This window comes from Lentisphaera marina (genome assembly GCF_028745505.1).
Taxonomy (GTDB): Bacteria; Verrucomicrobiota; Lentisphaeria; order Lentisphaerales; family Lentisphaeraceae; genus Lentisphaera; species Lentisphaera marina.
In genome coordinates this window covers 1,846,028-1,871,387 of the sequence record NZ_JAQZZL010000001.1, presented here as the reverse complement: position 1 = coordinate 1,871,387, position 25,360 = coordinate 1,846,028, and the positions used below count along the sequence as shown (strand labels likewise).

Genomic DNA, 25,360 nt, shown 5'->3' with positions numbered 1-25,360 from the left:
GCATGAAGGAATCGGTCAACAATGCTTTTTTCGGACAATAACGCAGGATACATATGTCATTCGAAAAACTTGGTTTAAGAACCGAAATACTCACAGGAATAAAATTCCAGGGCTACACCGAGCCGACTCCTATTCAAGAACAAGCTATTCCCATCGTCCTTAAAGGTGGTGATATCTTAGCTGGTGCTCAAACAGGCACAGGAAAAACCGCGGCTTTTACTTTACCCATTCTTCACCTATTAAGTACTGGCACCAATCGTGGTGGCCACCGTCCTCGTGCCTTGGTATTAACTCCCACACGTGAACTAGCAGCACAAGTTGGGGAAAGTGTTGACCTCTACGGCAAAGGACTCGATATTCGCTCAACAGTCATTTTTGGCGGTGTTGGTATAAATCCCCAAAAACAAAAACTCCGAAAGGGCGTTGATATTGTTGTGGGAACTCCTGGTCGTCTGCTCGACTTAGCCGGTCAAAAAGCTCTCGATCTTTCAAGAATTGAATACCTCATTTTAGATGAAGCTGACCGCATGCTCGACATGGGTTTCATTCATGATATAAAGAAAATCATCAAGCTCGTCCCTGACAAGCGTCAGACACTTTTCTTTTCGGCTACTTATTCAAAAGAAATTAAAACTTTATCTGAGAGTATTCTCAGGAATCCAAGCTTGGTTGAAGTCGCACGTGAAAACACTTCTGCCGAGACTGTTGATCAAAGCGTCTATCACCTTCCCAAAACGAAAAAACGCCAACTACTCTCCTCTTTAATTCGCGATGGTGAATGGAATCAGGTGCTCGTTTTCACCCGTACAAAGCATGGCGCTAATAAACTCTCTCAAATGCTCGAAGCCGATGGTATTACTTCTGCAGCAATCCATGGCAATAAAAGTCAAAATGCCCGAACTCGTGCGCTTGCCGATTTTAAAGCTATCAAAGTTCGCGTTCTCGTCGCTACTGATATTGCAGCCCGAGGTATTGATATTGATAGACTTCCCCACGTGGTCAATTACGAGCTCCCCCAAGTTGCGGAAGATTATGTTCACCGCATAGGCCGTACAGGTCGTGCAGGTTGTTCTGGTGAAGCTATTTCTTTAGTATCTGTTGATGAAGCTTCATTACTTTTTGCTATTGAGAAACTCATCAAAAAAGATATCACGGTTAAGGAAGTCCCTGGAATCACGGTTAAGGCTCCAAGTTTTAGCCAAGCAAAAGAAGCTGAAAAAGATACGAAGAAACGTCGAAATGACAATCGTCAAAACCGTTCTCAGAGTCGTAATAAAAATTCTAATTCACCAAAGAAAAAAGAATTTGGTAAAGATAAAAAGTTTAAGCCCAAAAGACGCCCAAGAAAGCCAAACACCGATAAATAAACTTGTTTTGACAGAAGGATTCCATCTGTCATAATTTATCCTCAAAGAAGCTTTGAAAAAAAGCTTCTTTGGACTTTATTAGTCGCCTTTAAACTTATCATTATATAAACCAAAGGACACCTCATGTACGTAGGTCGTATTGTTTCCGTAGGAAAAACTAAAGATGGCAAACTTTGTGCCATGTATCGCGTATCTTCTAACTCATTCCCGAACCGTCACGCTGTTGAAGTAGAGCGCGGCATTGCTATCGTTCCTAAGCCTGGTCATGAAGACGATATCATGAAGAACCCTTACATTGCCTATAACTGCCTACGTATCAGCCAAGATGGTCAATACGCAATTGCCACAAATGGTTCACACACTGACCCAATTACTGAAAAAATTGATGCTGGCATGAACATGCGCGACGCACTTGTAAGTGGTCTTTTTGGTATGGACTATGAGCACGACCATCTCGGTACTCCTCGTATTGCTTCAGTCATCAACATCAAAACTGGCGAAGCTGCTCTCGGTACTGTTCGCGAAGACGCTCTTCACGTTACCAAAATCAAACTTGAGCCCGGTCAAGCTTTCTACGTTGCAACTTACAATCACAATACTCCAAGTGTTCACTTGAAAGATGCTGATTTCCACGTTGAATCTGCGGAAGGCGCATGTGATTACATTTTAGGTGAAGGTGTCTTTGCTGATTTAGAAAAACCAATTTCCGCTGTTTGTGCTATTGCTGACGGCGATAAATTCCAGGTTGCTTTCAAGGATAAATAAGCATGATACGCTTGGAATTTACTGGCCGCTGCACGGCTGACTTTGACCCCCTCTTTGAACGCAATGCTTTTCCCGAAGATATAGCTTCTAGTGTAAACGAAATCCTTTGCGATATTCGCAAACGTGGCGATGAAGCTATTTCTGATTACGCAAAGAAATTCGATGGTGTCGAGCTTATTGCTGGTCAATTCCAAGTTTGCCAAGAAGAGCTTGATGCGGCCGATGCAAAAGTTGATCAAGACATCAAAGATGCCATCGACCTTGCCGCCGCAAACATCATTGATTTTTCTAGCCAAAAGCTGCCTCAAGCTTGGGATTACTCCCCTCGCGAAGGTGTTCAGCTCGGAGAAAAGTATGCACCTCTCTCTCGTATTGCCTGCTATGTACCCGGTGGAACGGCTCCATTAGTTTCTACTGTTCTTCATACGGCGGCGATTGCGAAAGCCGCAGGCGTTCCAGACATCGTCATTACGACTCCTCCACAAAAAGATGGTACAGTTAATCCGGCTATTCTTTACGCTGCTAAAAAAGCAGGTGCCACTGAAGTCCTGAAGCTTGGTGGTGTTTATGCAATTGGCGCCCTTGCTTACGGTACAGAAAGTATTAAACGCGCTCGTAAAATTTGCGGTCCCGGAAATGCTTATGTAACAGCTGCAAAACGCCAAGTCTACGGTTACTGCTCTTTAGACTTAGTGGCTGGCCCTTCTGAAGTCATGGTCATTGCAGATAAAACAGCTCCAGCTAAATTTATTGCCGCCGATCTACTCTCTCAAGCTGAACACGGCTCTGGCTACGAGCAAGCAGTCATGGTTACTGATTGTGCTGAGCTCATTGATGAGGTTGAAAAAGAACTTCTTGAACAAAAAGAACTTCTCGGCCGTGTCGAATGCGTCGATAAGGTATTAGACAACGGGATTTTCTTCATCAAAGTTAATGACATGGAAGCTGCTGCAGAAGTTGCCGACCTCTATGCTCCTGAACATTTGGAGATTATCACTGAAGATGCCGATGATGTAGCTGCACAAATTTCCAATGCCGGTGCTATCTTCCTCGGTCCTTGGACTCCTGAACCCGTGGGTGATTTTGTCGCTGGTCCAAGCCACGTACTTCCTACTGGCGGTGCTGGCCATCACTTCTCAGGCCTCACAGTTGATCAATTCTTCCGTAGAACAAGCTTAATTAAGTACAGTAAAGAAGCTCTACAAAAAGAAGTTGGTGCCGTTGCGGCCATGGCAAAAGCCGAAGGCTTAGGCGCTCACGGACGCAGTGGAACAATTCGCTTCGAATAAGTTCTACCAGGCGGACACCTACTTTTAAGTCCATCTGATAGAAATCCAAAAAGCCTCGATCGATGATCGAGGCTTTTTTGTTGATTTAAGTCACTTAGACTTTTTCTCGATGAAGTATAATTCGCGTTTTCTTTATCAGCTTCATCAATCATAAGTCGATTGAGCTGGCTAGTTTCCTAATTACTTGCCAATAAAGACTCTAGCCACAATTTCGTCTACTAACTCATCTTGGGTTTTACCATCGCACTCAATAACAAGATCAGCTGCCTCACTATAGAGCTTATTACGCTCAGCAAAAAGGTCTTCAAAAGTTTGTCCAGGAGCAATTACAACACCACGGGTACTGAAGTCTCCCAAACGCTCTTCGAGTGTTTGCATGTTAATTTTGAGAAAAATGACGAGACCTTTTTGGGAAAGTGCTGAAATACCTTTCTGAGAATAAATAGCGCTACCACCAGTTGAAACTACGACTCCATCCACATCGATTTGGCAGAGGTATTTTTCTTCTAAGCCCTTGAAGACATCAATTCCTTCAAGGTCTATAATTTCTTGGAGGCGTCTATGTTCTTGTCCTTGTATATAAACGTCTACGTCTAAAAAATCGAAACTCGTTTCTTTTGCAAGTAGAACCCCAATGGTACTTTTGCCAGCTCCAGGCATACCCACCATAACAATATTTGATTTCCCAGAGTATTTCTTCGGACAAATTTTCATTTTTCAGCCTTTCTATAAACTTTTTTCACAAAGTAAATCCCCCACCTGCTTTTTCAATGTTCATATCCCTTTGACTTTCTCATAGTTTTGCTTAGTTTTCTTATAATAAATAAGGACTACTATGAGTAATCAATTAAACGTTTTAGGCACAGCCCTAGAAGTCTGTTGTACAAAAAGCCAAACGGGTTTTTATCGTGACGGATTCTGCCACACAGGGGCAATGGATTTAGGTTCGCATACAGTATGCTGCTTCATTACACAAGAATTCCTGGAATTCTCCAAACGCGCTGGCAACGATCTTTCGACCCCAGTTCCCGAGTATAATTTCCCTGGTTTAAAACCCGGTGATAAATGGTGTGTCTGTGCTCTTCGTTGGCTTCAGGCAGAAGAAAAAGAAAAAGCAGCTCCGGTGATTTTAGAAGCCTGTAACGCACGTTGCCTAGAAGTCATTCCATTAGATACACTCAAACTTTACGCACATAAGGAATGAACAATAACTTTCAGCTTATTGCGCCCGCAGGTAAAAGTTCCGAAGAGAACTTAGACCTCGCCACTCCATGTATGGGGAAGCTCGGCTACAGTTTAAAAAAAGACTATTTCTCTTATGAACCCCTTAGCTATTTAGCCGCCAGTGATGAACAACGTGCGCAATCTTTGACCCGAGCTTGGTTAGCGGAAGAACCAATCATCTGCTTGCGTGGGGGTTATGGTTGTGCTCGTTTACTCGATTTAATTGATTGGAAAAAATTGCGAAAGACGCAAAATATTCTTATTGGTCACAGCGATATTAGTACTCTTCACTTGGCCTTTCTTAAACATGGTATGAAGAGAAGTATTTCAGGCATTATGGCCGCGGCAGAATTCACTCGCTCGCCTGATAAACAAGTTACTTTATCTAGTTTTGATAAATGTTTAAACGAAGAGTTATTTCAGCAGGAATGGCTTCCTAATTACTATTCAAATGTTAGCTTTAAAGCTAGTGGTCAACTGATCCCTGTCACCCTTTCAGTTTTATGTTCCCTAATTGGTAGCCAACATCTCCCCGACTTTACTGGTAGCATCTTAGTGCTCGAAGACATTAATGAAGCTCCTTACAAAATTGATCGCATGCTCACACAACTTCTCTTAGCTGGTATCCCCCAAGTATGCGAAGCTATCATTATGGGAGATTTTAATAACTGTGGCGATGTAAGTGAGATTCATAAAATTTTTGCAGATTTCGCAAAACAAAGTCAAACCCCAGTAATTGGTGGACTCCAATTTGGTCACTGTTTACCACGTCTCAATTTACCTGTGGGTGCGGAAGCTGAGCTCACTTTCCATTCCACTGCAACACTCAAAATTCTTAGGTATTAGTATGAAAGCAAAAGTAGTAACTTTCCCCGTCGGACTCTATCAATGTAATTGTAGTATTGTTTACTGCCCCGAAAGTAAAGAGGCCATCTTAATTGATCCCGGCTCTGAAGCTGAAACGATCCTAAAGAAAATTAATGATCAGGGTCTCAATGTAAAAGCAGTCATTCACACTCACGCTCACTTGGATCATTTTGGCGCGACCTCTGAAGTGAGTGAGGAAACAAAAGCTCCTGTGTACCTTCACGCCGATGATAAGCAACTTTGGGATATCGCCGACTTACAAGCAGAAATGCTCGGCCTCCCCAAATGCCCTCATTCCAACATCGATCATTTCATCGAAGATTCGCAAAGCTTTGAATTTGGCGAGTTTAACTTGGAAGCCATTCACACACCCGGCCATTCTGCTGGTAGCACTTGCTTTAAAATTGAAAATTCCGATGAGCAGTTACTTTTTAGTGGTGACACCTTATTCAAACGTGGCGTCGGTCGAACCGATTTACCCACAGGTGATTCAAGAGAAATTACCAAGTCTATTAAAGAAAGGCTGTATACACTCGATATTGATACTCAAGTCATTCCTGGCCATGGCCCCAATACAATCATTGGCGAAGAGAAAAGACAAAACCCCTTTATAACTGCCTAAACAATACAGCCTTATTCCTCGTCAAAAAGTGGTCGATAAAAATGACAGTAAGGCTTTTTTCCATTCTTTAGGTAGTAATCTTGATGATACTCCTCCGCAGGCCAAAAGTGAGATGCGGGAATAAGTTCAGTTGCAGGCTTTAAACCTTTAGCTCGTAAGTTATTAAGTAGTGATTCGGCAATACTTTTCTGCTTTTCATCTAGATAAAAAATTGCTGGTAGGTATTGGGAACCTATATCATTGCCTTGGCCATTCGCTTGTTCGGGATTGTGCGTATTAAAATACATGCGAGCTAAAGTTTCGTAATCTACTAAATTGGTATCATAAGTAATTTCTACCGCTTCATAATGTCCGGTAGTTCCCGTGCAAACATCTTCATAACTTGGGTTCTTTTCCGAGCCACCTATGTAGCCACTCTTAGTATCTAAAACTCCCTGAACACTTCTCAACCAATAATCAGTACCCCAAAAACAACCTGAAGCAAAAATCGCTTTCTTAATATGAGATTTAGCGACAAACTTAATCGCTAGAGAATTAACGCAATGACGAGTGTCTTTGGGAGTGAAACCTTCACCCCTGAATACATGACCTAAGTGACCTTTACAGGTGGAACAGACTATTTCTTCACGACTAAAATCATCTCTTATTTCTATTGCTCCGGAAAAATTATCGTCAAAACTTGGCCACCCCGTATTTGAATCGAATTTAGCACTTGAACTAAACAAAAGCGTATTGCACTGGCGGCAGGCATAATCGCCCTCTTCATAATGTTTATCATACTCACCTGAAAAAGGTTTTTCAGTCCCTTTATGCAAAAGTATTTCTGCTTCTGCACTCGTGAGCTCATTGTACTTCAAATGGGTCTGTTTCACTGTGTCTGTACAGGAGAAAAATAATAAACTCAATAATATTAGATACTTCACATTCTACCCTAGCTTGTTATTCTAAGAGTTTATTCCCGTCTGAGTCTGACTCAACTTTATTTAGATAAAGAAGCATAAGCTAGATTAAAAATCGATACTCTCCTTAAGCCATTCAGGGTTTTGAAGTAAGAAATATAAGCCTTGTTGATGCACAAATTTTTTAACTACAGTTTTCATGCGAGACGGAGGCAAAAACAACCTACAGGAGGCTTCTTTCAAAACAGAAGTATCATCCCCTTTCTTTTCCTTTAAGTAGAATTGTTTAATCTCTTCTTTTAAGGCTTCCTCTTTTATCGTTAAGAATAAATAAGGATAAAAGACATTTAGTCGTATTTCTCTTTGTCGCGATTCCCCAACTAAATTAACGGCTTTACTTAATTTTTTCGAAAAATGACAGAAGCTAATCATGGGATCATCACCCTGAAAATGGATATGTAAGTCGCGAAAGCCACTCCCTAGTTGTTGAAGAAAACTTTTCATATCCCAATTAATATTCCTGAGGAAGAGAATGGCTCCCGCCAAACGCCGCTCCGGTGTATTTTGAGGACGATTTTTTCTATTCCAATTAATTTCTGGACTATAAGAACTGCGCATATTCGCCCAAGCATGACATTTTTCTTGATGCCAATTCAATAGTCCGGGGTGAATGACATTTTGACTAGCATCCTTTAATAAGCCCGACTCTCCCCATAGAAGGGCTTCTGGATCAGTTGAGGATTGTAAGCTCGCTAAACTTACTGATTTTGCTAAAGTTAAAAATGCTTGGCGATTTTGACTATAACCATAGGCCTCCATAAGATCTTGATACAAGGCTTGATCAGCACCAAATAATTTTATGTGCTTATCCAAACGTGAACATTTTTGCGCCAATCGCAAAAATGCCATCTTCTCTAAAAACTTCTGCATTTTGCTGTCTGACAAAGATGAAAATTCCACGATGCCTTCTATAGGCTTAAACTTGGCCTGTTGAGAGTAATTTTGATAACGCTCTTCTAATTCATTAAGGCTCATTGCACAAGCTTGACTCATGAGCAATAAGCTTTTCCCGCTGGGGTCTTCTTGACTGCTATTTTGCCAAACTGCATGAAGAATCACATTTTCATATCGCGGGTCATTTTGATGACCATGATGAAGCCAATCACTAGGAGAAAAATGAATTTCAACATCTCCAGAAATTTCTTTCTCATCAATTTTTAAGTGAGCATTGAGGAAATCAGGTCCTGCACCCGTATTCCATTTTCCGGGAAATAAGACCTCGATTTCCTGACCCTGTTCACTAATTAATTTGCGACTAAACTCTTGTTCATTCCATAGCGCCTGAAGGTAAACTTCTTTAATCTCGACTTCGCGTAATTGCATCTTTCTCTCCTTATACCATCTAGATAAAAAGTAAGAGACGAAAAAATGCTAAGCAAATTTTTTAATCTAAAATATCAAAAAACATTTCTAATGCCATACCCAAAAAGCCCCCATTGCGGCCACCTGAAAAACCGCCCTCATCGTAATCCTCAAATTCATGGGATGAAGAAGTTTTTCGCGGTCTTTCTTTTGGTGCACTGGCTTTGGTATTTTTATCGAGGATTTGTCCCCCTGCTCTTTTCCATTCTATGAGATGACGAATTTCACCGGGCTCAAAAAACAGTCCGTGATCATGGCATATATCTACGACTACTGAACTCTTTACGCCAAATAACTGGCGATTCATCAATTGAGCACAAACGGGGCAAGGAATATAAGCTTTGCGTTCTCCACTCTCCATTGCCAACTCACATAATTCATGCAAACGTTGACGATTGATCGATGTGGGATCTCCGCTATGCATTTCAAGCATCAATTCTACTTCACCATTATCGAAAAATAGACTATGACAATGATTACATTTCTCTATGGGAAGTTGTTTGCTCTCCGAGCCTACGTTAATGGTTTCCATCAGCGTACTACACAAGGCACACTTGCGCTGACTTGGTCCTAGAGTAGAACTTGCTGTGGACGACTTAAAATCTACAAAATTTCGGGTGTCACAGTATTCACATACGGAACTGTTGACTGGTAATACTGCACCACAATTTTGACAATTTGACATAAAAAACCTCCTCTCTTATATAAACACTTATATACTAATAGATAATTTTCATGAAATTTAAAGTCAAAAAATTAGATTAGAGGCATACCAGTTAAAGTATAATGGATCATTGGCCAGCCAGGAAAACCTGCAAAATTGGTATCATCAATTACCATATCAAAAACAGGTTTTCTACCGCTCTTCTTACCACGAAAATCAAATTCCGTGGGAACTTCGTTAATACCAGTTAAAGGGATTTCTCGTTCTTTAAACCAATTGACCGCTTCTGTTAAGTACTGGGCCTCAGGGTCACCCTCTATATCTTCACGGCAGGTCCACAATATGAGTCGATGTTCACGCAAAGCTAAGGACCTAAGAGTTTGGCTCGCTCCTGGCATTTCTCTGCCTATATCTGGATATTTGTGTTCGACACAAGTCCCATCAAAATCGATGCCAATTGTCAAAGGTTTAATAGGGATATCCACTTTTAAGGAAGTCGTATTAGTTCGTGTAAAAAATTTCTTCATTAAGGTATTATAGACTGATTACTTTAGGCAATCAAGATAATTTTTTACTGTTGTGGACATTCCCTGGTAAAGCATTTCCGCAATCAAAGCATGTCCAATAGACACTTCTGCCAAACCTGGCAAGTTCTTTTTTAAATACGTTAAGTTCTCTTGATTTAAATCATGTCCCGCATTAACTCCTACACCAAGTTCAACAGCTCTTGCGGCCGTCGCAAAATAGCCGGCAAAGACCTTATCAAAGTCATCTGTTCCATAAGCCTCTGCATAAGCCTGCGTGTAAAGCTCGATACGATCTGTACCTGTCTTCATGGCAAAATTCACTTGTACGGGATCGGGGTTTAAGAAAATACTAACGCGAATACCCTCAGCTTTCAGTCGAGCTACTACCTTTTGTAAAAACTCCATATTCTTCTCGCAATCCCAACCTGAATCAGAAGTTAGTGCATCTGGGGGATCTGGAACGAGCGTACATTGATCGGGCTTTGTTTCACAAACCATCTGTAGAAAATCTTCTGTAGGGTAACCCTCTACGTTCAACTCCACGTCAATATTCTTCTTCAATTCAAGAACATCACTATACAAAGCATGACGACCATCGGGGCGAGGATGAAGAGTAATCCCCTGAGCACCCAAGTTAATGAGATCTTGACTGAACTTAAGTACATTAGGTTCATCACAGCCTCGCGAATTTCGCAATAAGGCAACTTTGTTAATATTCACGCTTAGAGCAGTCATATTTTCCTTAAAATTATATTTCTTTATGCGCTTTCAAAAAGGCATTGATTTCATTTTCCGATCGCTTCCAAATATTTTTACGACGAATCTTTAAAGTGGGTGTTAGGGTACCATCTTCTGGACTGAAGGGTGCAAGAGATAAGATCCCCTTAGGTTTTTGAAAAATTGCTAAATCACAGCAGGCTTCAGAAATTTTCTTGGCAATCAATTTATCGTCAATTTCTTCATCCGCTTTATTGATCAAGGCATAGATATTTTTACAGTCATCGCCTATTATCATAACTTCTGCGATTTCATCCAATTCACAAATTAAATCTTCAATATGTTCTGGATGAACTTTTTCACCACCTCGTAAAACAATTAGATTTGAGGCGCGCCCATTCAAGTAAAGAAAGCCATCGACTACTTTGCCCATATCTCCCGTGTGCAACCATCCATTCTCAAGAGTTTTGGCACTTGTATCTGAATACTTCCAGTAGCCCTGCATGACACAATCGCCTTTAACGAGTAACTCGCCTTCAAAGTCTTTGCTTTTCTCACCTGCTGAATTGAGGAAAGTCCAATCACCACCATAAGCAGGGTCTAACCAAGAAAGCATGGTTCCTGAACTCCCCGTACGAGAAAAACCAGGAGTATTACAAGATATAACTGGTGAAGATTCACTTAAACCATAGCCCTGATAAACGGGTATATTGATGTCGCGGAAAAAATCTTGTAGGTCAGCTGCGATTGGTGCTCCGCCAGAAACAAAGAAACGCAATTCGCCTCCCATCATAAGACCAATTTGTTTGAGAATTGAATTTTCTTGCTTCAAGCGCTTCAAGCGCAAGATGGGATCCGGGTTCTTTAAGCCATTTGAATTAAAGAACTGTTCACCTGTCACTAGGCAATCGTTAAAGATAGAGGAGACCGTTTCTCCCTTACTTTCAATTCCTTTGAAAATTTGATCTCTATACATGGCGAGCATGCGAGGCACGGCCATGACGATGGTGGGTTTCCAAGATGCTAAGTTCTTTGAAAAATCTCTCATATCACGTGCAAAGACAAGTGTGGCTTTTAAGAAGCAGCTCATGACAACTTCGGTTGAAAGTGCAAAACTATGCCAGTAAGGCAATAAGGATGCAACTCTATCTTCTGGAGTCACAGGCAGCTTGTCGGCAGAGGAAATACCATTCACCATTAGGTTCCTATGGCTAAGCATAACCCCTTTAGGCCGACCTGTTGAACCTGAAGTGTAAATTAAGGCCGCCGTTTCATCATAGGCATCGGGAGCTTCTTCAGTATATAAGCCTAGCTCCTGCTCAAGTTTTGAAAAGCTTTGGATTTCTACTTCAGTACAATTGGAAACTTTCTCTATGAATTGCTCATGTGCAAAAATGACTTTTGCCTCAGCATCGGCAAGAATAAAAGTAATTTCATCACTTCCCAAGCCCTCACTCACTGGGACAATAATGGCTCCAAGTTGCCATATAGCATAATATAAAACTATTTGCTCGTAACATTTGGGAGCAATTATCGCAATGCGATCACCGCGATTTATATTATATTCCAAGCGTAAAACTTGGGCTTGTTGATTCAACTTATCTAGGGTCGACTGGTAACTTAGAGTTGTTCTACCCTCGTCACCATGTGGGATATCTAGAAAAGTATGTTCACCAGCTTCATTAGCTGAAAATTTAAGTATGTCGTAGAGGTTATTCATTAGAAAGAAACCTTAATATCACCTCCGAGCTGAATGGGCTCGGCCATAAGTTTTAATCCATCTACTTGGCTCCAATCACGGTCCCAAGTCTTCATTAGTAAAGGTAAAGTGGGTTCGCCCCAAGTATTGAAATCGACAATCATCACATCAGCAGTTGAAGTGAAGTAAATATCGACAACGTAATCCTGTTCATTGATGTATTTCTTGATCTCATCAACAAAATCTAAGCCCTTTTGCCAATACAAATCTTGTCTCGCTTCCAAACGTTTAAAGTGACGTTCCAAATTACGCTGAGTCATCGCCTTTAAGTCACCGTCTTTGACAAAGAGTCGAAACTCTCTGGTTTTGTCCATACGTCGATAAGGTCTAACTGTAAGAGTTTTGTCCCCAGCAGCAATGGCTGCTTTTACCTTCTCACTCTCCGCCAGCATTTTAAAAGCTAATTTGCCACTCTTAAGAGCTTTGCTTTTTTTGAAGGAAGTAGAGTCAGTTGGCATACAGCTATCCACACCAAGGACACATGAACCTGGCAAAGATGCAATTGCACGAGTGATACGTTCTTCAAGGCTTGCCAAGGATTGACCAGCTTGAAGTGCCGTACACTCCTCCTTATTCAGGGCCAAAAAAACCGTGGGGAAAGTTAGATGCCCTAGAAATGGGTACCACTCGGAGATTTTGTTCATTTTATTTGCGTTTGTTTTTCTTGCGAGCAGCTTTTTGCTGTTTCTTCTTTTTCTTACGATCTTCCTTGCTCGGGCCCTTGGCACGAGTAGCACTCATTCCAGGTACACCTGGTACAAAAGCTTGTTCGCCACGAGTTACTTTACCCATCATTTCACGCGCCATTTGGAAGCGCTTCAAGAGCTGAGATACATCTGCGGCATCCGCACCAGCCCCCTTGGCGATACGATTGCGGCGAGACATATTGATAAGTTCAGGCTGTTGTTTCTCTAAAGGAGTCATCGAAGATATTAAAGCTTCAATTTTTCCAACCTGTTTTTCGTCGAAGTTGACCATATCTTTCATTGCTTTACCACCAGGGATAAAGTCTAAGATACGACCAAAACCACCCATTTTCTTGAGCATACTTAACTGACCGACAAAGTCGTCAAGGTCAAAAGTGTTCTTCCGCATTTTCTCTTCAATGCGAGCTGACTCTTCTTCTTCGATATGCATTTCCGCTTCACGAACGAGCTGAACAATGTCACCCATACCGAGAATACGAGAAGCCATACCTTCCGGACGGAATTTTTCGAGGTCAGATACTTTTTCACCGGAAGTGATAAATTTAATTGGCTTGCCAGTCACTTTTCTCATGGAAAGTGCAGCACCACCACGAGCATCACCGTCGAGTTTTGTCAGGACGATACCAGTAATGTTTAAAGCCTTATCAAAGTGAGTGGCTACTGAAACCGCTTCTTGACCTAGGGCTGAGTCCGCAGTTAAAAGAATTTCGCCAGGATTAAAACGCTCTTTAACGCGGATTAATTCTTGCACCATGTCTTCGTCAATTTGTAGGCGACCAGCCATATCCAGAATGACTAAATCTTTACCTTCTGACTTAGCGGTATTTAAAGCGTTTTGAGCGATTTGAACTACATCAGGTGTACTGCGATCGGAGAAAACGGGAACTTTGATGCTTTGGCCTAGAGCTTCTAACTGATCGATTGCCGCTGGACGGTAGACGTCACAAGCTGCTAAGAGAACTTTTTTCTTTTGACCCGTGTAATAGTTTGCGAGCTTCGCACATGTTGTCGTTTTACCAGCACCATGCAAACCTACCATCATGATAATCGCCGGATCACCTGAAGTATTAACCTCGGCTTCTTCCGTACCCATGAGACGAGTTAGTTCTTCGTGAACAACTTTAACTACTTGTTCGCTAGGCTTAACACTTTTAAGTACTTTTTCACCTAAGCATTGACGACTTACTTCACCAACAAAATCATTAACTGTGTCGTAGTGTACGTCAGCAGAAAGAAGTGCTAAACGCACCTGTTCCATTGCTTCTTTAATATTATTTTCTGTTAAAACAGATTTGCCCGTAATTGTCTTAAATGTATTTGAGAGGGCATCGCTAAGATTGTTAAACATTGAATCTCCTTAAAATTTACTTACCACTCGGTGAGGACGTGGCGTCCATCTGAGGTGACTAAAATTGTGTGTTCAAATTGAGCTGAGAGGCTTCCATCTAAAGTTCTAAAATAAGTGATATTAGAATTGGGGATTTGGAAAGTTTCATAACGGTGGCTGGTCGCATTGATCATGGGTTCTACAGTCAAACAAGTATTTTCCATGATGCGAGGGCCTGTACCTTTTGGTCCAATTGCCGGGACAAAGGGGTCGAGGTGAAAAGCTTTACCAATTCCATGTCCGCCGATATCTCTTACTGGGAAGTAGCCGTATGATTTTGCGACTTTCTCGGATGCAAAACCAATGTCATGTGTGCGAGCTTTCGCTTTAACTTGATCAATGCCTGCGTACATAGACTCCTGAGCTGCCTGAGTGATACGCTTCGCTTCGTCACTGACATCTCCCACAAAGAATGTTCTCGATGTATCGCCAAAGAAACCTTCTTTGATGAGGGTGACGTCGACGTTGATAATGTCTCCATCGACAAGAGTTTCTCCTTCTTGAGGTACACCATGGCAAACGACATCGTTAATACTCGTACAGATCGACTTCGGAAAGCCGTGATAATTGAGGGGAGCACTAAGGCATCCTTTGGATAAAGTAAACTCGTGAACCGCGTCATTAATTTCTTGACTCGTCACACCGGGCTTAACCATTTTCCCTGCCAACTGCAAGGCCTCTGCAGCTAAACGACAAACAGCTTCCATCTTCTTGATTTCGTCTAATGTCATTTTTTTGGGTTTTCTACTCAAAAGAAAAACTCCTGGTATTCTGTGATTTAAAATATTTTATGAAAGTTTGTAGGTTATACCCACTCGTGCTTTTTTTCCATTCAAGCACTCGTGAATCGTGCTAAAAAACCTCCCCTTTTTAGTACTTGTGCGTTCAAGCTTCTATGGAGCACTTCATTTACACTCAAAAACTCAATGATAAACTACCTAGCCTCAGCAATATAAAAAAGTAATTAATTCCTTCTCTCAAAGCCACAAAAATCTCACAAAACATTGTTTTACAAGTGCTTAAAATATAAATTAAAAAACAGAGACTACCGTAAACCATTTAGGAGAGTTTTATCATGACTGACAAATTTAAATCCATTTTCATGCCCCCCCTCTCGCAAGTGCTCATCAATGCTGAAAACAAAAAAGGCGCTCCACTAAGTTTAGATGAAGTGCTATCAATCAAAAACAGTGCTGTTGTTGTTATCATCAAAAAAGGACTTCACCAAGCTATTCCCGGAGATCAAAACGAGCATGATATTGATCCCGAAAACTGCTGGCATGACTGGCAGATTTTGCGTCAATCCCTTGGGAGAAAACCAGATATAGACCCCTATTTTAACAATTCATTTAACTTGAGTTACGAAGACCTTCACATGCAGGCCACTATCCACACCGCTCAGAAAAACCTCTACGAACTAAGGGAACTCATAAAATCTGAACCACGAGCCAAGGGTATCCTCAAATACACTTTGAGTGACCATGAATCAAAAACACATACATGGCTTTCTCTCGTAAGCGTTTCAGATACTGGATTTAGAGCACAAGTTATTGACCTTCCCACAGATTTTCATGATCATCAAATTGGAGAAACCATTTCGCTTCGTGACTCCGAGGTTCTAGACTGGATGGTAAACATAGATGGCTATATCTACGGAGCCTATTCACTGAAGGAATTACGCCAATCCATGAACGAACAGGAGAAGATAGATTTTGACAAACGTCTAGGCGTCCTGCAGTACATGGATTAAAACATCATTATCCTTAAGTTTACACCTTTTCCCTAAAATCGCCTTTTTAATCATTTGAAAAAAGTTTTCCTTGAGCTTTGTATTATAGGAACTTTATCTCAATAAATTTTAGGATGAAAAATGACTGATCAGTGGATTACAAGAAAAACACTCCTTCTCAGAGCAGTCGATCCTGATGACGAAAGTGCCTGGAAAGAATTTGTTGATTACTACGGCAGATTCATCTACCACATCATACTAAAAATGGGCATAAAGGGCACAACTTCGGATGACGTAGCCCAACAAATCCTCATTAAATTATGGAAAAAAATCAACACTTACGATAGCTCACGAGGCAGTTTCCGCCCTTGGCTAAGCACCGTAATTCGCAACTCAGTAAATGAGCATTATCGCAAAGAAAATCGCCGACAAGAAAATGCTTTTTTCGAAGGTGAAGAAAATCGAGTTACAGAAACAAATGATATCGATTTAATGATCCAACACGAATGGGAAAACTACCTCACCGAGGAAGCCATAAAACATGTTAAAGAAGTTTTTTCTGGCAAAGCTGTCGACGCCTTCTTGATGAGTCTAGACGGCTTCACCAATTCCCAAATTGCTGAAAAACTTGATATTGCCTTGGCTTCAGTAAAAGTCTTAAAGGCTCGAGTCAAGTCCTGCTTTATTAGCGAAATGCGCAACCTAACTCGAAACATGGAACGCAAATGAGTTCCGAACATATTGCTGATCGTGCACGTAAACTGATCGATCTATTTGAAGATAACGAAGACGAAGTTATCGACGGTGAGCTCCCCCCCCTATACCAAGAGCTCTTAGAGAATAACCAACGCTACACAGATGAAAGTTTTGTCGCAGAAGGAGGGATGAAACGCATTTCTCAGGTTTACGACCATCTTACCAAACGCCAAGTTGCCATGGCTCGCCTTATTAAACGAGCTTCACAGGAACTCTACGATCCCTTTATTAGAGAAGCACACCTCACTGCCCTACTCACCCACCCCAATATCATCCCCGTTTACGACGTTGGAATTGGACCGATGGGTGCTCCATTTTTCACCATGGAATTAAAAGAAGGTGATTCACTCAAAAAAATCATCCAAGAGCTTAAAAAGGGCAATACAGAATACCAAAAGAAATTCACCCAAGATACCCTACTCAATATTTTCTTAAAAATTTGTGACGCCATTGCCTACTCACATTCACACAAAGTCATTCACCTTGATTTAAAACCCGATAATATACAGATTGGTAGTTTCGGTGAAGTCTTAGTTTGCGATTGGGGACTAGGGAAAATTGTGGGAACTAAAGATTATGATAGTTTTGATGGCTTGCTCTTTAATCCTGACTTCCTCAACAATGTCACAAGTCGAGGCGAGATAAAAGGAACTCCAGGATTTATGGCTCCTGAACAAATCCATAAAGAGGATGAAATCAATGAAGCATCTGATATCTACTCTCTCGGCTGCCTGCTATATAGCTTACTCTATTTGAACTCCCCCTTTGATACTGATGATGATGATGAAGTCATAAAAAATAATCTAAGAGGCGAATTCTCTTTCCCCGATGACAAAACGGTTTCTGATGGTTTAAAGTCAATCATCACCAAAGCTATGCAAGGAAAAACATACAAGCGCTATCAAAAAGTTGACCTTATCCGAGAAGACATTCAAAAATACCTTTTAGGTTTTTCCCCCTCATCAGACAAGCCCAATTTTTGGAGGCAATCTAAGCTCTTATACAAACGCAATAAAGCTCAGTGCCACATAGTCCTCGCGTTCATCATTATTATTGCGATTTTAACGACAGTCTATTTCCTCAATATTGAACAGCGTCGTAAAGAAGCTGAAGTCGCTAGAGACTTGGCAGAGAAAAAACAGCTGGAGATCCAAACAGAAAAAGAACGTACTGATAAAGCTTTAGCCCTTTTAGAGAAAGAAAGAGAATGGCGAAACCACGTCATCCAAGATCATTCAAACCGTCTAGAAAGTGATGTCTTGAGTTACCTATTCTATTCATCATTGGATAAGGACCCGACTGAGCATATGTCTAGGACTTTTCTTTATTTAGATCGACTCATCGAGGCTGACCCCAATAATAAAAATCTATATTCTAAACGTGCCCGAGCTCATTTCATGATGCAAAACTTTCATCAATCAAAGCGAGACTTTGATGTTGCTCAAGCGACTGATTTAAAAAACACTGAAATACAAAAACTCAGCGAAAAGTATTCTAAGCTCATCCCTGAAGGAGAAAGTGTTCCTGAAAATCTAATCAACGAATTCACCAAAGACCTCGTTTCACTCAAAGACCAGTATGTTAAATTTAAAGTATTGAATTGCTACCTTATCACCAAACCTAGCCTTAATGATAAATTAAGCTTCATCCAGAACCTCATCCAGGCCTCCAACCCGAAATGGGATAGTACAAACTTTAAATACCACCCCGAAGTCAAGGCCCTTGAAATAAGTGGTGAAAAGTTGAAAGAAATCGGCTATACATTTGGCAACCGCATTACGAACATGCGCGTCACTCAAACTTATTTTAATTTTCTTCCTATTAATTATTTAAAAATCATGGATATGACTAATCTACCTCAACACTTCACATCCATCAGTGTCCCCAATCTTGACTTAAGCCTTTCTCCCATCAAAATCACGCAAGATATTTTAAACATGAACCAACTTAAAAACCTCATACTCTCAGAAACACAGTTTAATGAGGCCCAAAAGTTAACAGTCCCTTCTAGTCTAAATCTCTCTATTAATCATTTTTAATTTTTTTTAAACTAGCTGTTAACCCCAGCTCTTTAGCTTCATAAACCTTCATATATTTAATTATTAAAGAAGCATGGAAGTTTTGATGAAGAAAAAAATCTACAGCCTTTTTGCCGCAATGATGACACTACCTAGTCTATCTGCAGCTGAATCCCCTCACAACTACGACAAAGAAATCAAACCCCTCCTAGAAAAATTTTGTATCCGCTGTCATGGCGAGCGCAAACAGAAAGGCGAAGTTCGTTTAGACATGCTTGACCCAGATATCATCAATGGTAAAGATGCTGAAAAATGGCACGCTGCTCTCGACGTTATCAATACAGCCGATATGCCACCCGATGACGTCAAGCAGCCTAGCGATGATGAGCGTAGAAAAATCGTTGATTGGATGACTGTCAACCTTAAGCTCGCTAAAGAGAAGAAGCGCGGCGAAGCAAAAACTGTTGTTCGTCGTTTAACTCGCGATCAATACAGTAATTCACTTCAAAAATTACTTGGGCTCGATATCGATTTTGCGAAAACGCTTCCACCTGAAGCTAAATCTCATATGGGGTTCACTAATGCTGGTGAAAGCATGACGATCTCACCACTTCATATTGAATACTACCAACAGATTGCCCATGAAGCACTCGACAAAGCTATTGGTCCCAAAGAAAAACCTGCGGTGAGTAAGTACCGTCTCGATTTTGCACAAAATTCAAGTAAAAAAGTCTATGCTAAAGCAGCAGGCTTTCAGTCCATAAATCTCGATGGTAAAAACTACAAAATTTCTATTCTTGATGAAAACAATAAGGAATTGGCCGATAACGAAATTGCACCTAATGGTTTAAAAGTTGAAGAATTAAAACAAAACATAATGGTTGGTTTCCGTGGTTCTGACGATCGTAGTCGTTGGGGCATGGTAAAAGATGGCATGGTTTTACATGGCTCTAAACCACACAAAGAAACGGCTCCTAAATCTTGGCAAGGAGCTAACCCAAACCTCAAAATGCTCATCCGTAAACATTTCCCAAGCGAAGGCGATTTTGTTTTCCGTATCACGGCGAGTAACTCTCTTCCCCTTCCTGTCAGTGAGTTCTACCTTAATAATATTAAAAGAGTAAATAACGAAGTTTTACCAGTTAAAAAATCTAAGACCCTAGATGGCACGCAAACATTTAAAGCAAAAGACTTTAAAATGATTAACAACTTCAAGCTTGAAGGTGATAAATTAGTTGCTGACGACAAAGGTTCCGTTTCTACAGCTAATGTAAAATTCAAAATCCCAAAAGATGGTTATTATCACATCGGTGTTACTCGTAGTGCCGTTAGTTATAAAGATAAAAAAAGTAAATTTGCTTTTACCCTTAACAACTACCATATCAAACAACAGTTTGAACACAAAAAGGAACCTGTAACTAAAGGCCCCATTCTTGTTAAGGGATCGGCTAATAAAAAAGTAAATTCATTCTTGATTAAAATCCCTGGTAAACATAAGGCAATCAACTTATCCGAATTGGAAATCTACGGTCCTAAAAAACAGAAAATTAAAGATTTTAAGATTACAATGAGCTCGCAATACAATAGCAGCATGGGACCTAAAGCCTTCATGGACGGCGACATAAATAACTTTGGCCATACAAAGTTCGAAGATAATCCTTGGATTAAGGTAGAGTTTAAATCTCCTCAGATTATTGAATCTATAAAGATATATAATCGCGTAGGTTATGAAGATCGTATTAATGGTGCTGAACTTTCTTATTCTCAGGGGGAGAAAGTAATTGCGAAACAATCATTAAATAGCAACAACCAACAAAATGAGAAAGCGACTACCATTAAAACAACTGTAGCTTTCGGTAAATTAAAGGCTGGAGATTACTCACTTAACCTCAAGTCAAATGAATTTATAGATTTTTATGAATTAAGTATTATTCCTGCTAGTGATAAAACAGGCGATATTCGAATAAAAGAAAACGCTTATAACAAATACCTTGCAAGTAAAGAAAAGTATAAAACTGTACCGGCATCACTACGAGCTTTCCTTGGAACTCGTGCCGATGATGGCATGGACCACAAACTCTTTGACGAATCAAAGAGTTTCAATACTCCTATAGGCAAATCAGAAACAAAAGTATTTAAGGGACGTTTAGAAAATCTGCCGGTACCGGTAATCAACCCCAACACAAAAAATCCACTCGCCAACATCATGATTGTTGGGATCTATAACGATCACCTTGTGAAAGATGCAAACCTTTCTGGTCCGCCAATCAAGATTGAACGTATTGAGTTTGAAGCTCCCTATATCCCTGCATGGCCCATGGCTTCTTACAAAAGCATTTTCTTTGATTCTAAGAATAAAAACAACAAAGAACTCTATACAAAAGAAGTGTTAACAAGCTTCATCAACAAGGCTTTCCGCAAAAAGGTTGATGCACAAACCGTAAATATCTATTATAACTTCTGGAAATCGGTTAAGGGTGACTTCCCTCGTTATGAAGATGGCGTTAAAGAAGCTCTTGTTGCTGTACTCTGTTCACCAGAATTCCTTTTCTTGGCTGAACCAGGACAAGAAAAGCAGCAAGGAACTCCACGTGTTAACGAATTTCAGTTAGCTAACCGCCTCTCTTACTTCTTGTGGAACCAACCTCCAGATAAACGTCTTCTTGACTTAGCTTATTCATTCCGTCTATCTACTAATTTGGATAAAGAAATTGATCGTATGATCCAAGATCCAAAAAGTGATAAATTTATCGACACGTTCTCTCGCGAATGGTTACGTATGGATCGTCTTGAAGACATGACAATTGACGTCAAAAAATACGCTGATTACACACGTTTTGTTAAAGACGACATGGCTAAAGAAACTCGTGCTTTCATCAGTCATATCCTCAAAAACAATATGAGTCTTCAAAACTTCGTCGATTCTGACTTCGCTATGCTGAATCAAAACTTAGCAGAATTCTATGGTATCCAGGGAGTTCAAGGTACTAACTTCCGTCCAGTGCCACTAAAACCTGAATACAATCGTGGAGGCCTCATTACTCAAGCCAGTTTCCTTACAGGTCACTCTGATGGCGTTCAAGCTCACCCCATTAAGCGTGGTGTATGGCTCATGGAAAAACTTCTTGATGACGAGCCACCACCCCCACCACCAAATGTACCTGCTCTCGATTCAGAAGAACCTAGCTTCAAGGGTTTAACTATTAAACAACAACTCGAGCTACACCGTGAAAAATCATCGTGCGTTGACTGCCACTTAAAAATCGACCCTTGGGGAGTAGTTTTCGAGAATTACGATGCGGTTGGTAAATTCCAAACAAAAGCTGATGCAAAAACTGAACTCATTGATGGAACTAAACTCAATGGCATTAATGAACTCAAAAAATACATTAAAGAAAACAAACAAGAGAATGTAACTCGGTCGGTTACAAAACACCTCTTAGCTTACTCTCTCGGTCGCGACCTCTCCTACATGGACAACGAGGACATCGATCAAATCGTCAACAAGACAATGGAGCAAAACTATGGCTTTAAAGACCTTGTTAAAAACATTATTTCTCACGATATTTTTACTAGAAGATAAGGAAACTGACAAATGAGCAAAAAATCATGGCATTTAGATAGACGTACATTTCTCCGCGGAACAGGCGTAGCTTGCGCACTTCCTTACTTGGAAGCAATGGGAGCAAGCCAGAACAAAGGTGAAGCACCAAAACGCATGTGCTTCCTTTACTTCCCTAATGGTGCTTGTGAACCAGGTAAGATCAAAGAAGAAACCAAACAGTATCGTTTTTTCCCTGACCAAGAGGGTCGCGATTATAAAAATAATTTTTCTTTGGAACCTCTCAATGGTTTCAGAGATGATATGACAATTCTCGGTGGACTCTCTCACCCGCGTTCTCGTCAACTACTTGGTCATATTGCTGGTGATACTTGGTTAACTGGTGGCGATGTTCGTAATACTTATAAAAACAATATTTCCATCGACCAAGTCGCTGCAGGACATATTGGTAAAAGTACACGTTATCCCTCTTTTGCGCTTTCCGCAGATGGTGGCGTCGGCTACAAATCGCGTGTTACTTCACTCTCATTCGACTCAATGGGTAACGCAATCCCAACTGAGCACCGCCACAGAGAGATCTTTGAGCGCTACTTTAATCCCAATGGTACTGGTTCGACAGAGGCACGTCGAAAAGAACTTCAACGCGGCCGTAAAATTGTCGACCTCGTTTTTGGCAATAGTAAAGACCTACAGAGAAAACTTGGCAAGAGCGATAAAGAGAAGATGGATCAATATCTCACTTCACTTAATTCTGTTGAAAAGCAAATTAGAAAAAATGAAGAATGGCTCGACATACCACTCAAGAAAGCTGATTACAGTAAATTGAACTTCGATTTAGATCCCGCAAAGAACGCCGAGACTTATATTCGTTCCATGTATGACCTCATCGTACTCGCTTATGAAATGGATTTAACTCGCGTTGTGACTTATCAAATTGCTCGTGAAGATGGTATGGGCTTTGGTGAAAACTATCCTAAACTTGCCATTGGTGCTAAAAAAGGTCATCACGGTATATCGCACTCAAATGACCCAAAGCTTTGGTCCACTTACGACAACTGGCTCGTACAGCAATACGCTTACTTCTTAGGTCGTATGAAAGAAGTTAAGGATGAACACGGTTCAATTCTGGATAATACCCAAGTACTATACGGTAGTTCACAAGCACATACACATAATGCACGTAACTTACCTCTCGTTCTTGCTGGTGGTAAAAACATGGGTATCAAACATGGATCTTACCAAAGATTTGAAAATAAGACCCCAATGACGAACCTCTTTGTTAGCATGCTTAATTCTGCGGGTGTCCAAAGAAGTAAATTCTCTGACAGCACTGGTAAACTTCCAGGCGAAATCTTCAGCTAATTCACGACTTAATTCCTCTCTCAGACTCTAAAAGCTTTACTTTTAGAGTCTGAGTTTTTTTATTAGTTCTTTAACAAATTCATTATTAATTATATAAGGCTTCTTAGCTCCAATATGAAAAAACTCCTTTTCCCTTTAGCTGCTGCATTCTGTTTTTCTTGTGCCTCTTCCTCCAATGCAACTCAATGGCAACAAGCTGGAGGGCCTAACAATTCATACGTAGTCAATTCTGAAAATTCAGATGCTCCTAGTCACTTTAGCATGAGTAAAAATAAAAATATCAAGTGGAAAATGACGCTTCCTGAAGCTGGCCAGAGTGGGATTGCCATAAATGGCAACAAAGCCTTCCTCACAATTATCGAGCCCGTCACCAAAGAAAACCACACCAAAAAAGGGGCGAATATACGAGGCCTTTGCATCGACCTCTCAAGTCAAAAAATTCTTTGGGATTGTGCCCTCCCTGGCAAAAGTGAAGCAATCTACCTCTATGGTTTTAGTGACAGCACTACTCCCACACCGATAACAGACGGTAAACATGTTTGGTTTTTTAATGCATCAGGTCAGATAGCATGCTACACCGTAAAAGGTAAAAAGGTTTGGGATTATACTTGGGCTCCAATCGAAAAATTAGATAAAGTAAATTTCCCCTTCAATAAACAGTATGAACCCATTATCTCTGGTGATCTCATCATCAATGTGGAACCCTACTACAAAAAAGATGGCGCTCGTAAATACGGATGGAACTACCTTTTTGCTTACAATAAGTTGACTGGTGAACAAGCTTGGATATCCGAAGGTGCTCTTACTCATTACAACACTCCTTTCCTCTCAAAAACTCCTGAAGGCAAAGACGCTATTCTCATTGGCCGTGGTGGTCATCACAAAGTACCAGAAGCACCTCGTGGTTATAGCATGGTTGATGCAGCCTCAGGTAAATCCATTTGGGAATACAAGGCAGATGCTGGAATGTGCCTCTACCAAGCTTCTTGGAATGATAAGTATGCCATATGGATGACATACGATGGTGTAATCCACCTCTTAGATTCAACAAATGGCGAGCTTATTAAAAAGATCTCTATAACGCAAAATGTCGATGCCGAAGTCTACGACAAAGATCAAAGAAAATTAATTCAACACAAAGATTTTGATATTACTAAATCTTTAGGTATCACTATTTTTCCAGCTTGGTTTAGTACTATTCTAATTGAAGATAAGCTCTATTTCATGTGCTTTGGTCCTGAACGTTATGGCCCCGTCAAAAAAGCTGGCCCTATCAATGCCTTTGCTCGCGTTGATCTTAAGACTGATAAAGTCGAGTATGTTCAATTCCCTACTAGCTTAGAAGGCAATAAGAAAACTTGGTTAGAAAAAATTTCTTCTAGTACAATTAATTCACGTGGCCTCGATATTGCAGGTGACAAAAGGTCTCAACGCGATGGTTGGAGCTGGGTTTTTAATGGCAATCCCATAAGTGTTAATGATAAAATTTATTTCACTCTACAAAATGGTCGTGTTTACGTGATTGATGCCAAAGCAGAAAAATTTAATCAATCTGCCCTCTTGAGTATTAGTGACTTGGGGGCTGCCGGTAAAACTTGGTCACTGAACACTCCTTCATTTGCCAATGGCAAACTCTATCACCGCAACTTGAAAGAGCTTATTTGTATTGAAGAAAATAAATAGTACCATTTATTAAATGATCTTCTCAAACCCCTTC

At 40.6% G+C, this 25,360-nt stretch carries 22 protein-coding genes; 12 read left to right on the top strand and 10 right to left on the bottom strand.

All coding sequences use genetic code 11. From position 1 onward, the window contains the following. Positions 1–53 precede the first annotated feature (53 nt). The 3 genes from PQO01_RS07710 (at position 54) to hisD (ending at position 3,421) form a co-directional block, all read left to right on the top strand. Positions 54–1,367 (top strand): DEAD/DEAH box helicase, encoded by a 1,314-nt coding sequence (locus tag PQO01_RS07710; protein WP_274313447.1) that lies wholly within the window; start codon positions 54–56, stop codon positions 1,365–1,367. Between the two features lie 123 nt (positions 1,368–1,490). Continuing rightward, entirely contained in the window at positions 1,491–2,132 is a 642-nt protein-coding gene (locus PQO01_RS07705; protein WP_274313446.1) for an IMP cyclohydrolase, read from the top strand. A gap of 2 nt (positions 2,133–2,134) precedes the next feature. Beyond that, positions 2,135–3,421: a histidinol dehydrogenase gene (hisD, locus tag PQO01_RS07700; RefSeq protein ID WP_274313445.1), complete on the top strand. Its 1,287-nt coding sequence runs from the start codon at positions 2,135–2,137 to the stop codon at positions 3,419–3,421. Positions 3,422–3,601: 180 nt separating this feature from the next. Here the strand turns inward: hisD and PQO01_RS07695 are convergent, their stop codons facing one another. After that, positions 3,602–4,135: a shikimate kinase gene (locus tag PQO01_RS07695; protein ID WP_274313444.1), complete on the bottom strand. Its 534-nt coding sequence runs from the start codon at positions 4,133–4,135 to the stop codon at positions 3,602–3,604. 121 nt (positions 4,136–4,256) lie between these two features. Between PQO01_RS07695 and PQO01_RS07690 the strand changes: the two genes are divergently transcribed. Genes PQO01_RS07690 through PQO01_RS07680 form a run of 3 tightly spaced genes read left to right on the top strand, consistent with a single transcriptional unit; the run spans position 4,257 to position 6,134 of the window. Beyond that, positions 4,257–4,625: a DUF2237 family protein gene (locus PQO01_RS07690; protein ID WP_274313443.1), complete on the top strand. Its 369-nt coding sequence runs from the start codon at positions 4,257–4,259 to the stop codon at positions 4,623–4,625. Further along, positions 4,622–5,491, top strand: a complete 870-nt coding sequence (locus tag PQO01_RS07685; RefSeq protein WP_274313442.1) for a S66 peptidase family protein — start codon at positions 4,622–4,624, stop codon at positions 5,489–5,491. The genes PQO01_RS07690 and PQO01_RS07685 overlap by 4 nt, the downstream gene beginning before the upstream one ends. A 1-nt stretch (position 5,492) precedes the next feature. Continuing rightward, the gene (locus tag PQO01_RS07680; RefSeq protein ID WP_274313441.1) at positions 5,493–6,134 is read left to right on the top strand and encodes an MBL fold metallo-hydrolase; all 642 of its coding nucleotides are present in this window, start codon (positions 5,493–5,495) and stop codon (positions 6,132–6,134) included. Positions 6,135–6,145: 11 nt separating this feature from the next. On the opposite strand, the gene PQO01_RS07675 is transcribed toward PQO01_RS07680, so the two are convergent. The 9 genes from PQO01_RS07675 to map form a co-directional block, all read right to left on the bottom strand. Continuing rightward, complete coding sequence (locus PQO01_RS07675; RefSeq protein ID WP_274313440.1) at positions 6,146–7,057, bottom strand: bifunctional methionine sulfoxide reductase B/A protein; 912 nt, start codon at positions 7,055–7,057, stop codon at positions 6,146–6,148. Between the two features lie 84 nt (positions 7,058–7,141). Beyond that, positions 7,142–8,416, bottom strand: a complete 1,275-nt coding sequence (locus PQO01_RS07670; protein WP_274313439.1) for a DUF2851 family protein — start codon at positions 8,414–8,416, stop codon at positions 7,142–7,144. Between the two features lie 61 nt (positions 8,417–8,477). Then, complete coding sequence (locus PQO01_RS07665; RefSeq protein WP_274313438.1) at positions 8,478–9,140, bottom strand: TFIIB-type zinc ribbon-containing protein; 663 nt, start codon at positions 9,138–9,140, stop codon at positions 8,478–8,480. 71 nt (positions 9,141–9,211) lie between these two features. Continuing rightward, positions 9,212–9,646, bottom strand: a complete 435-nt coding sequence (locus PQO01_RS07660; RefSeq protein WP_274313437.1) for a hypothetical protein — start codon at positions 9,644–9,646, stop codon at positions 9,212–9,214. Positions 9,647–9,664: 18 nt separating this feature from the next. Continuing rightward, on the bottom strand, positions 9,665–10,381 hold the full coding sequence (locus PQO01_RS07655; protein WP_274313436.1) for a pyridoxine 5'-phosphate synthase: 717 nt from the start codon (positions 10,379–10,381) through the stop codon (positions 9,665–9,667). 13 nt (positions 10,382–10,394) lie between these two features. Next, the gene (locus tag PQO01_RS07650; protein ID WP_274313435.1) at positions 10,395–12,083 is read right to left on the bottom strand and encodes an AMP-dependent synthetase/ligase; all 1,689 of its coding nucleotides are present in this window, start codon (positions 12,081–12,083) and stop codon (positions 10,395–10,397) included. Next, entirely contained in the window at positions 12,083–12,766 is a 684-nt protein-coding gene (locus PQO01_RS07645) for a cell division cycle protein 123 family protein (RefSeq protein ID WP_274313434.1), read from the bottom strand. The genes PQO01_RS07650 and PQO01_RS07645 overlap by 1 nt, the downstream gene beginning before the upstream one ends. 1 nt (position 12,767) lies before the next feature. Then, positions 12,768–14,177 carry a signal recognition particle protein gene (ffh, locus tag PQO01_RS07640; protein ID WP_274313433.1) on the bottom strand — a complete coding sequence of 470 codons (1,410 nt, stop codon included), beginning with the start codon at positions 14,175–14,177 and terminating at the stop codon, positions 12,768–12,770. 20 nt (positions 14,178–14,197) lie between these two features. Beyond that, a complete protein-coding gene (map, locus tag PQO01_RS07635; protein ID WP_274313432.1) occupies positions 14,198–14,968 on the bottom strand; it encodes a type I methionyl aminopeptidase in 771 nt (256 codons plus the stop codon). Positions 14,969–15,291: 323 nt separating this feature from the next. On the opposite strand from map, the gene PQO01_RS07630 reads away from it, so the two are divergent. From PQO01_RS07630 to PQO01_RS07605, 6 genes are all read left to right on the top strand, one after another. Further along, complete coding sequence (locus PQO01_RS07630; protein ID WP_274313431.1) at positions 15,292–15,966, top strand: DUF2314 domain-containing protein; 675 nt, start codon at positions 15,292–15,294, stop codon at positions 15,964–15,966. Between the two features lie 120 nt (positions 15,967–16,086). Next, positions 16,087–16,674, top strand: a complete 588-nt coding sequence (locus tag PQO01_RS07625) for an RNA polymerase sigma factor (protein ID WP_274313430.1) — start codon at positions 16,087–16,089, stop codon at positions 16,672–16,674. Beyond that, positions 16,671–18,740: a serine/threonine-protein kinase gene (locus PQO01_RS07620; protein ID WP_274313429.1), complete on the top strand. Its 2,070-nt coding sequence runs from the start codon at positions 16,671–16,673 to the stop codon at positions 18,738–18,740. The genes PQO01_RS07625 and PQO01_RS07620 overlap by 4 nt, the downstream gene beginning before the upstream one ends. Before the next feature lie 85 nt (positions 18,741–18,825). Then, positions 18,826–22,302 (top strand): DUF1592 domain-containing protein, encoded by a 3,477-nt coding sequence (locus PQO01_RS07615; RefSeq protein ID WP_274313428.1) that lies wholly within the window; start codon positions 18,826–18,828, stop codon positions 22,300–22,302. A 12-nt stretch (positions 22,303–22,314) separates the two neighbouring features. Beyond that, on the top strand, positions 22,315–23,643 hold the full coding sequence (locus tag PQO01_RS07610) for a DUF1552 domain-containing protein (protein WP_274313427.1): 1,329 nt from the start codon (positions 22,315–22,317) through the stop codon (positions 23,641–23,643). A gap of 114 nt (positions 23,644–23,757) precedes the next feature. After that, a complete protein-coding gene (locus PQO01_RS07605) occupies positions 23,758–25,326 on the top strand; it encodes a PQQ-binding-like beta-propeller repeat protein (RefSeq protein ID WP_274313426.1) in 1,569 nt (522 codons plus the stop codon). The last annotated feature ends 34 nt before the right edge of the window (positions 25,327–25,360 follow it).

Coding starts and splice junctions, on each gene's coding strand:
- PQO01_RS07710 (WP_274313447.1), top strand. CDS start 54: ATGTCATTCGAAAAACTTGGTTTAAGAACCGAAATACTCACAGGAATA.
- PQO01_RS07705 (WP_274313446.1), top strand. CDS start 1,491: ATGTACGTAGGTCGTATTGTTTCCGTAGGAAAAACTAAAGATGGCAAA.
- hisD (WP_274313445.1), top strand. CDS start 2,135: ATGATACGCTTGGAATTTACTGGCCGCTGCACGGCTGACTTTGACCCC.
- PQO01_RS07695 (WP_274313444.1), bottom strand. CDS start 4,135: ATGAAAATTTGTCCGAAGAAATACTCTGGGAAATCAAATATTGTTATG.
- PQO01_RS07690 (WP_274313443.1), top strand. CDS start 4,257: ATGAGTAATCAATTAAACGTTTTAGGCACAGCCCTAGAAGTCTGTTGT.
- PQO01_RS07685 (WP_274313442.1), top strand. CDS start 4,622: ATGAACAATAACTTTCAGCTTATTGCGCCCGCAGGTAAAAGTTCCGAA.
- PQO01_RS07680 (WP_274313441.1), top strand. CDS start 5,493: ATGAAAGCAAAAGTAGTAACTTTCCCCGTCGGACTCTATCAATGTAAT.
- PQO01_RS07670 (WP_274313439.1), bottom strand. CDS start 8,416: ATGCAATTACGCGAAGTCGAGATTAAAGAAGTTTACCTTCAGGCGCTA.
- PQO01_RS07665 (WP_274313438.1), bottom strand. CDS start 9,140: ATGTCAAATTGTCAAAATTGTGGTGCAGTATTACCAGTCAACAGTTCC.
- PQO01_RS07660 (WP_274313437.1), bottom strand. CDS start 9,646: ATGAAGAAATTTTTTACACGAACTAATACGACTTCCTTAAAAGTGGAT.
- PQO01_RS07655 (WP_274313436.1), bottom strand. CDS start 10,381: ATGACTGCTCTAAGCGTGAATATTAACAAAGTTGCCTTATTGCGAAAT.
- PQO01_RS07650 (WP_274313435.1), bottom strand. CDS start 12,083: ATGAATAACCTCTACGACATACTTAAATTTTCAGCTAATGAAGCTGGT.
- PQO01_RS07645 (WP_274313434.1), bottom strand. CDS start 12,766: ATGAACAAAATCTCCGAGTGGTACCCATTTCTAGGGCATCTAACTTTC.
- ffh (WP_274313433.1), bottom strand. CDS start 14,177: ATGTTTAACAATCTTAGCGATGCCCTCTCAAATACATTTAAGACAATT.
- PQO01_RS07630 (WP_274313431.1), top strand. CDS start 15,292: ATGACTGACAAATTTAAATCCATTTTCATGCCCCCCCTCTCGCAAGTG.
- PQO01_RS07625 (WP_274313430.1), top strand. CDS start 16,087: ATGACTGATCAGTGGATTACAAGAAAAACACTCCTTCTCAGAGCAGTC.
- PQO01_RS07620 (WP_274313429.1), top strand. CDS start 16,671: ATGAGTTCCGAACATATTGCTGATCGTGCACGTAAACTGATCGATCTA.
- PQO01_RS07615 (WP_274313428.1), top strand. CDS start 18,826: ATGAAGAAAAAAATCTACAGCCTTTTTGCCGCAATGATGACACTACCT.
- PQO01_RS07610 (WP_274313427.1), top strand. CDS start 22,315: ATGAGCAAAAAATCATGGCATTTAGATAGACGTACATTTCTCCGCGGA.
- PQO01_RS07605 (WP_274313426.1), top strand. CDS start 23,758: ATGAAAAAACTCCTTTTCCCTTTAGCTGCTGCATTCTGTTTTTCTTGT.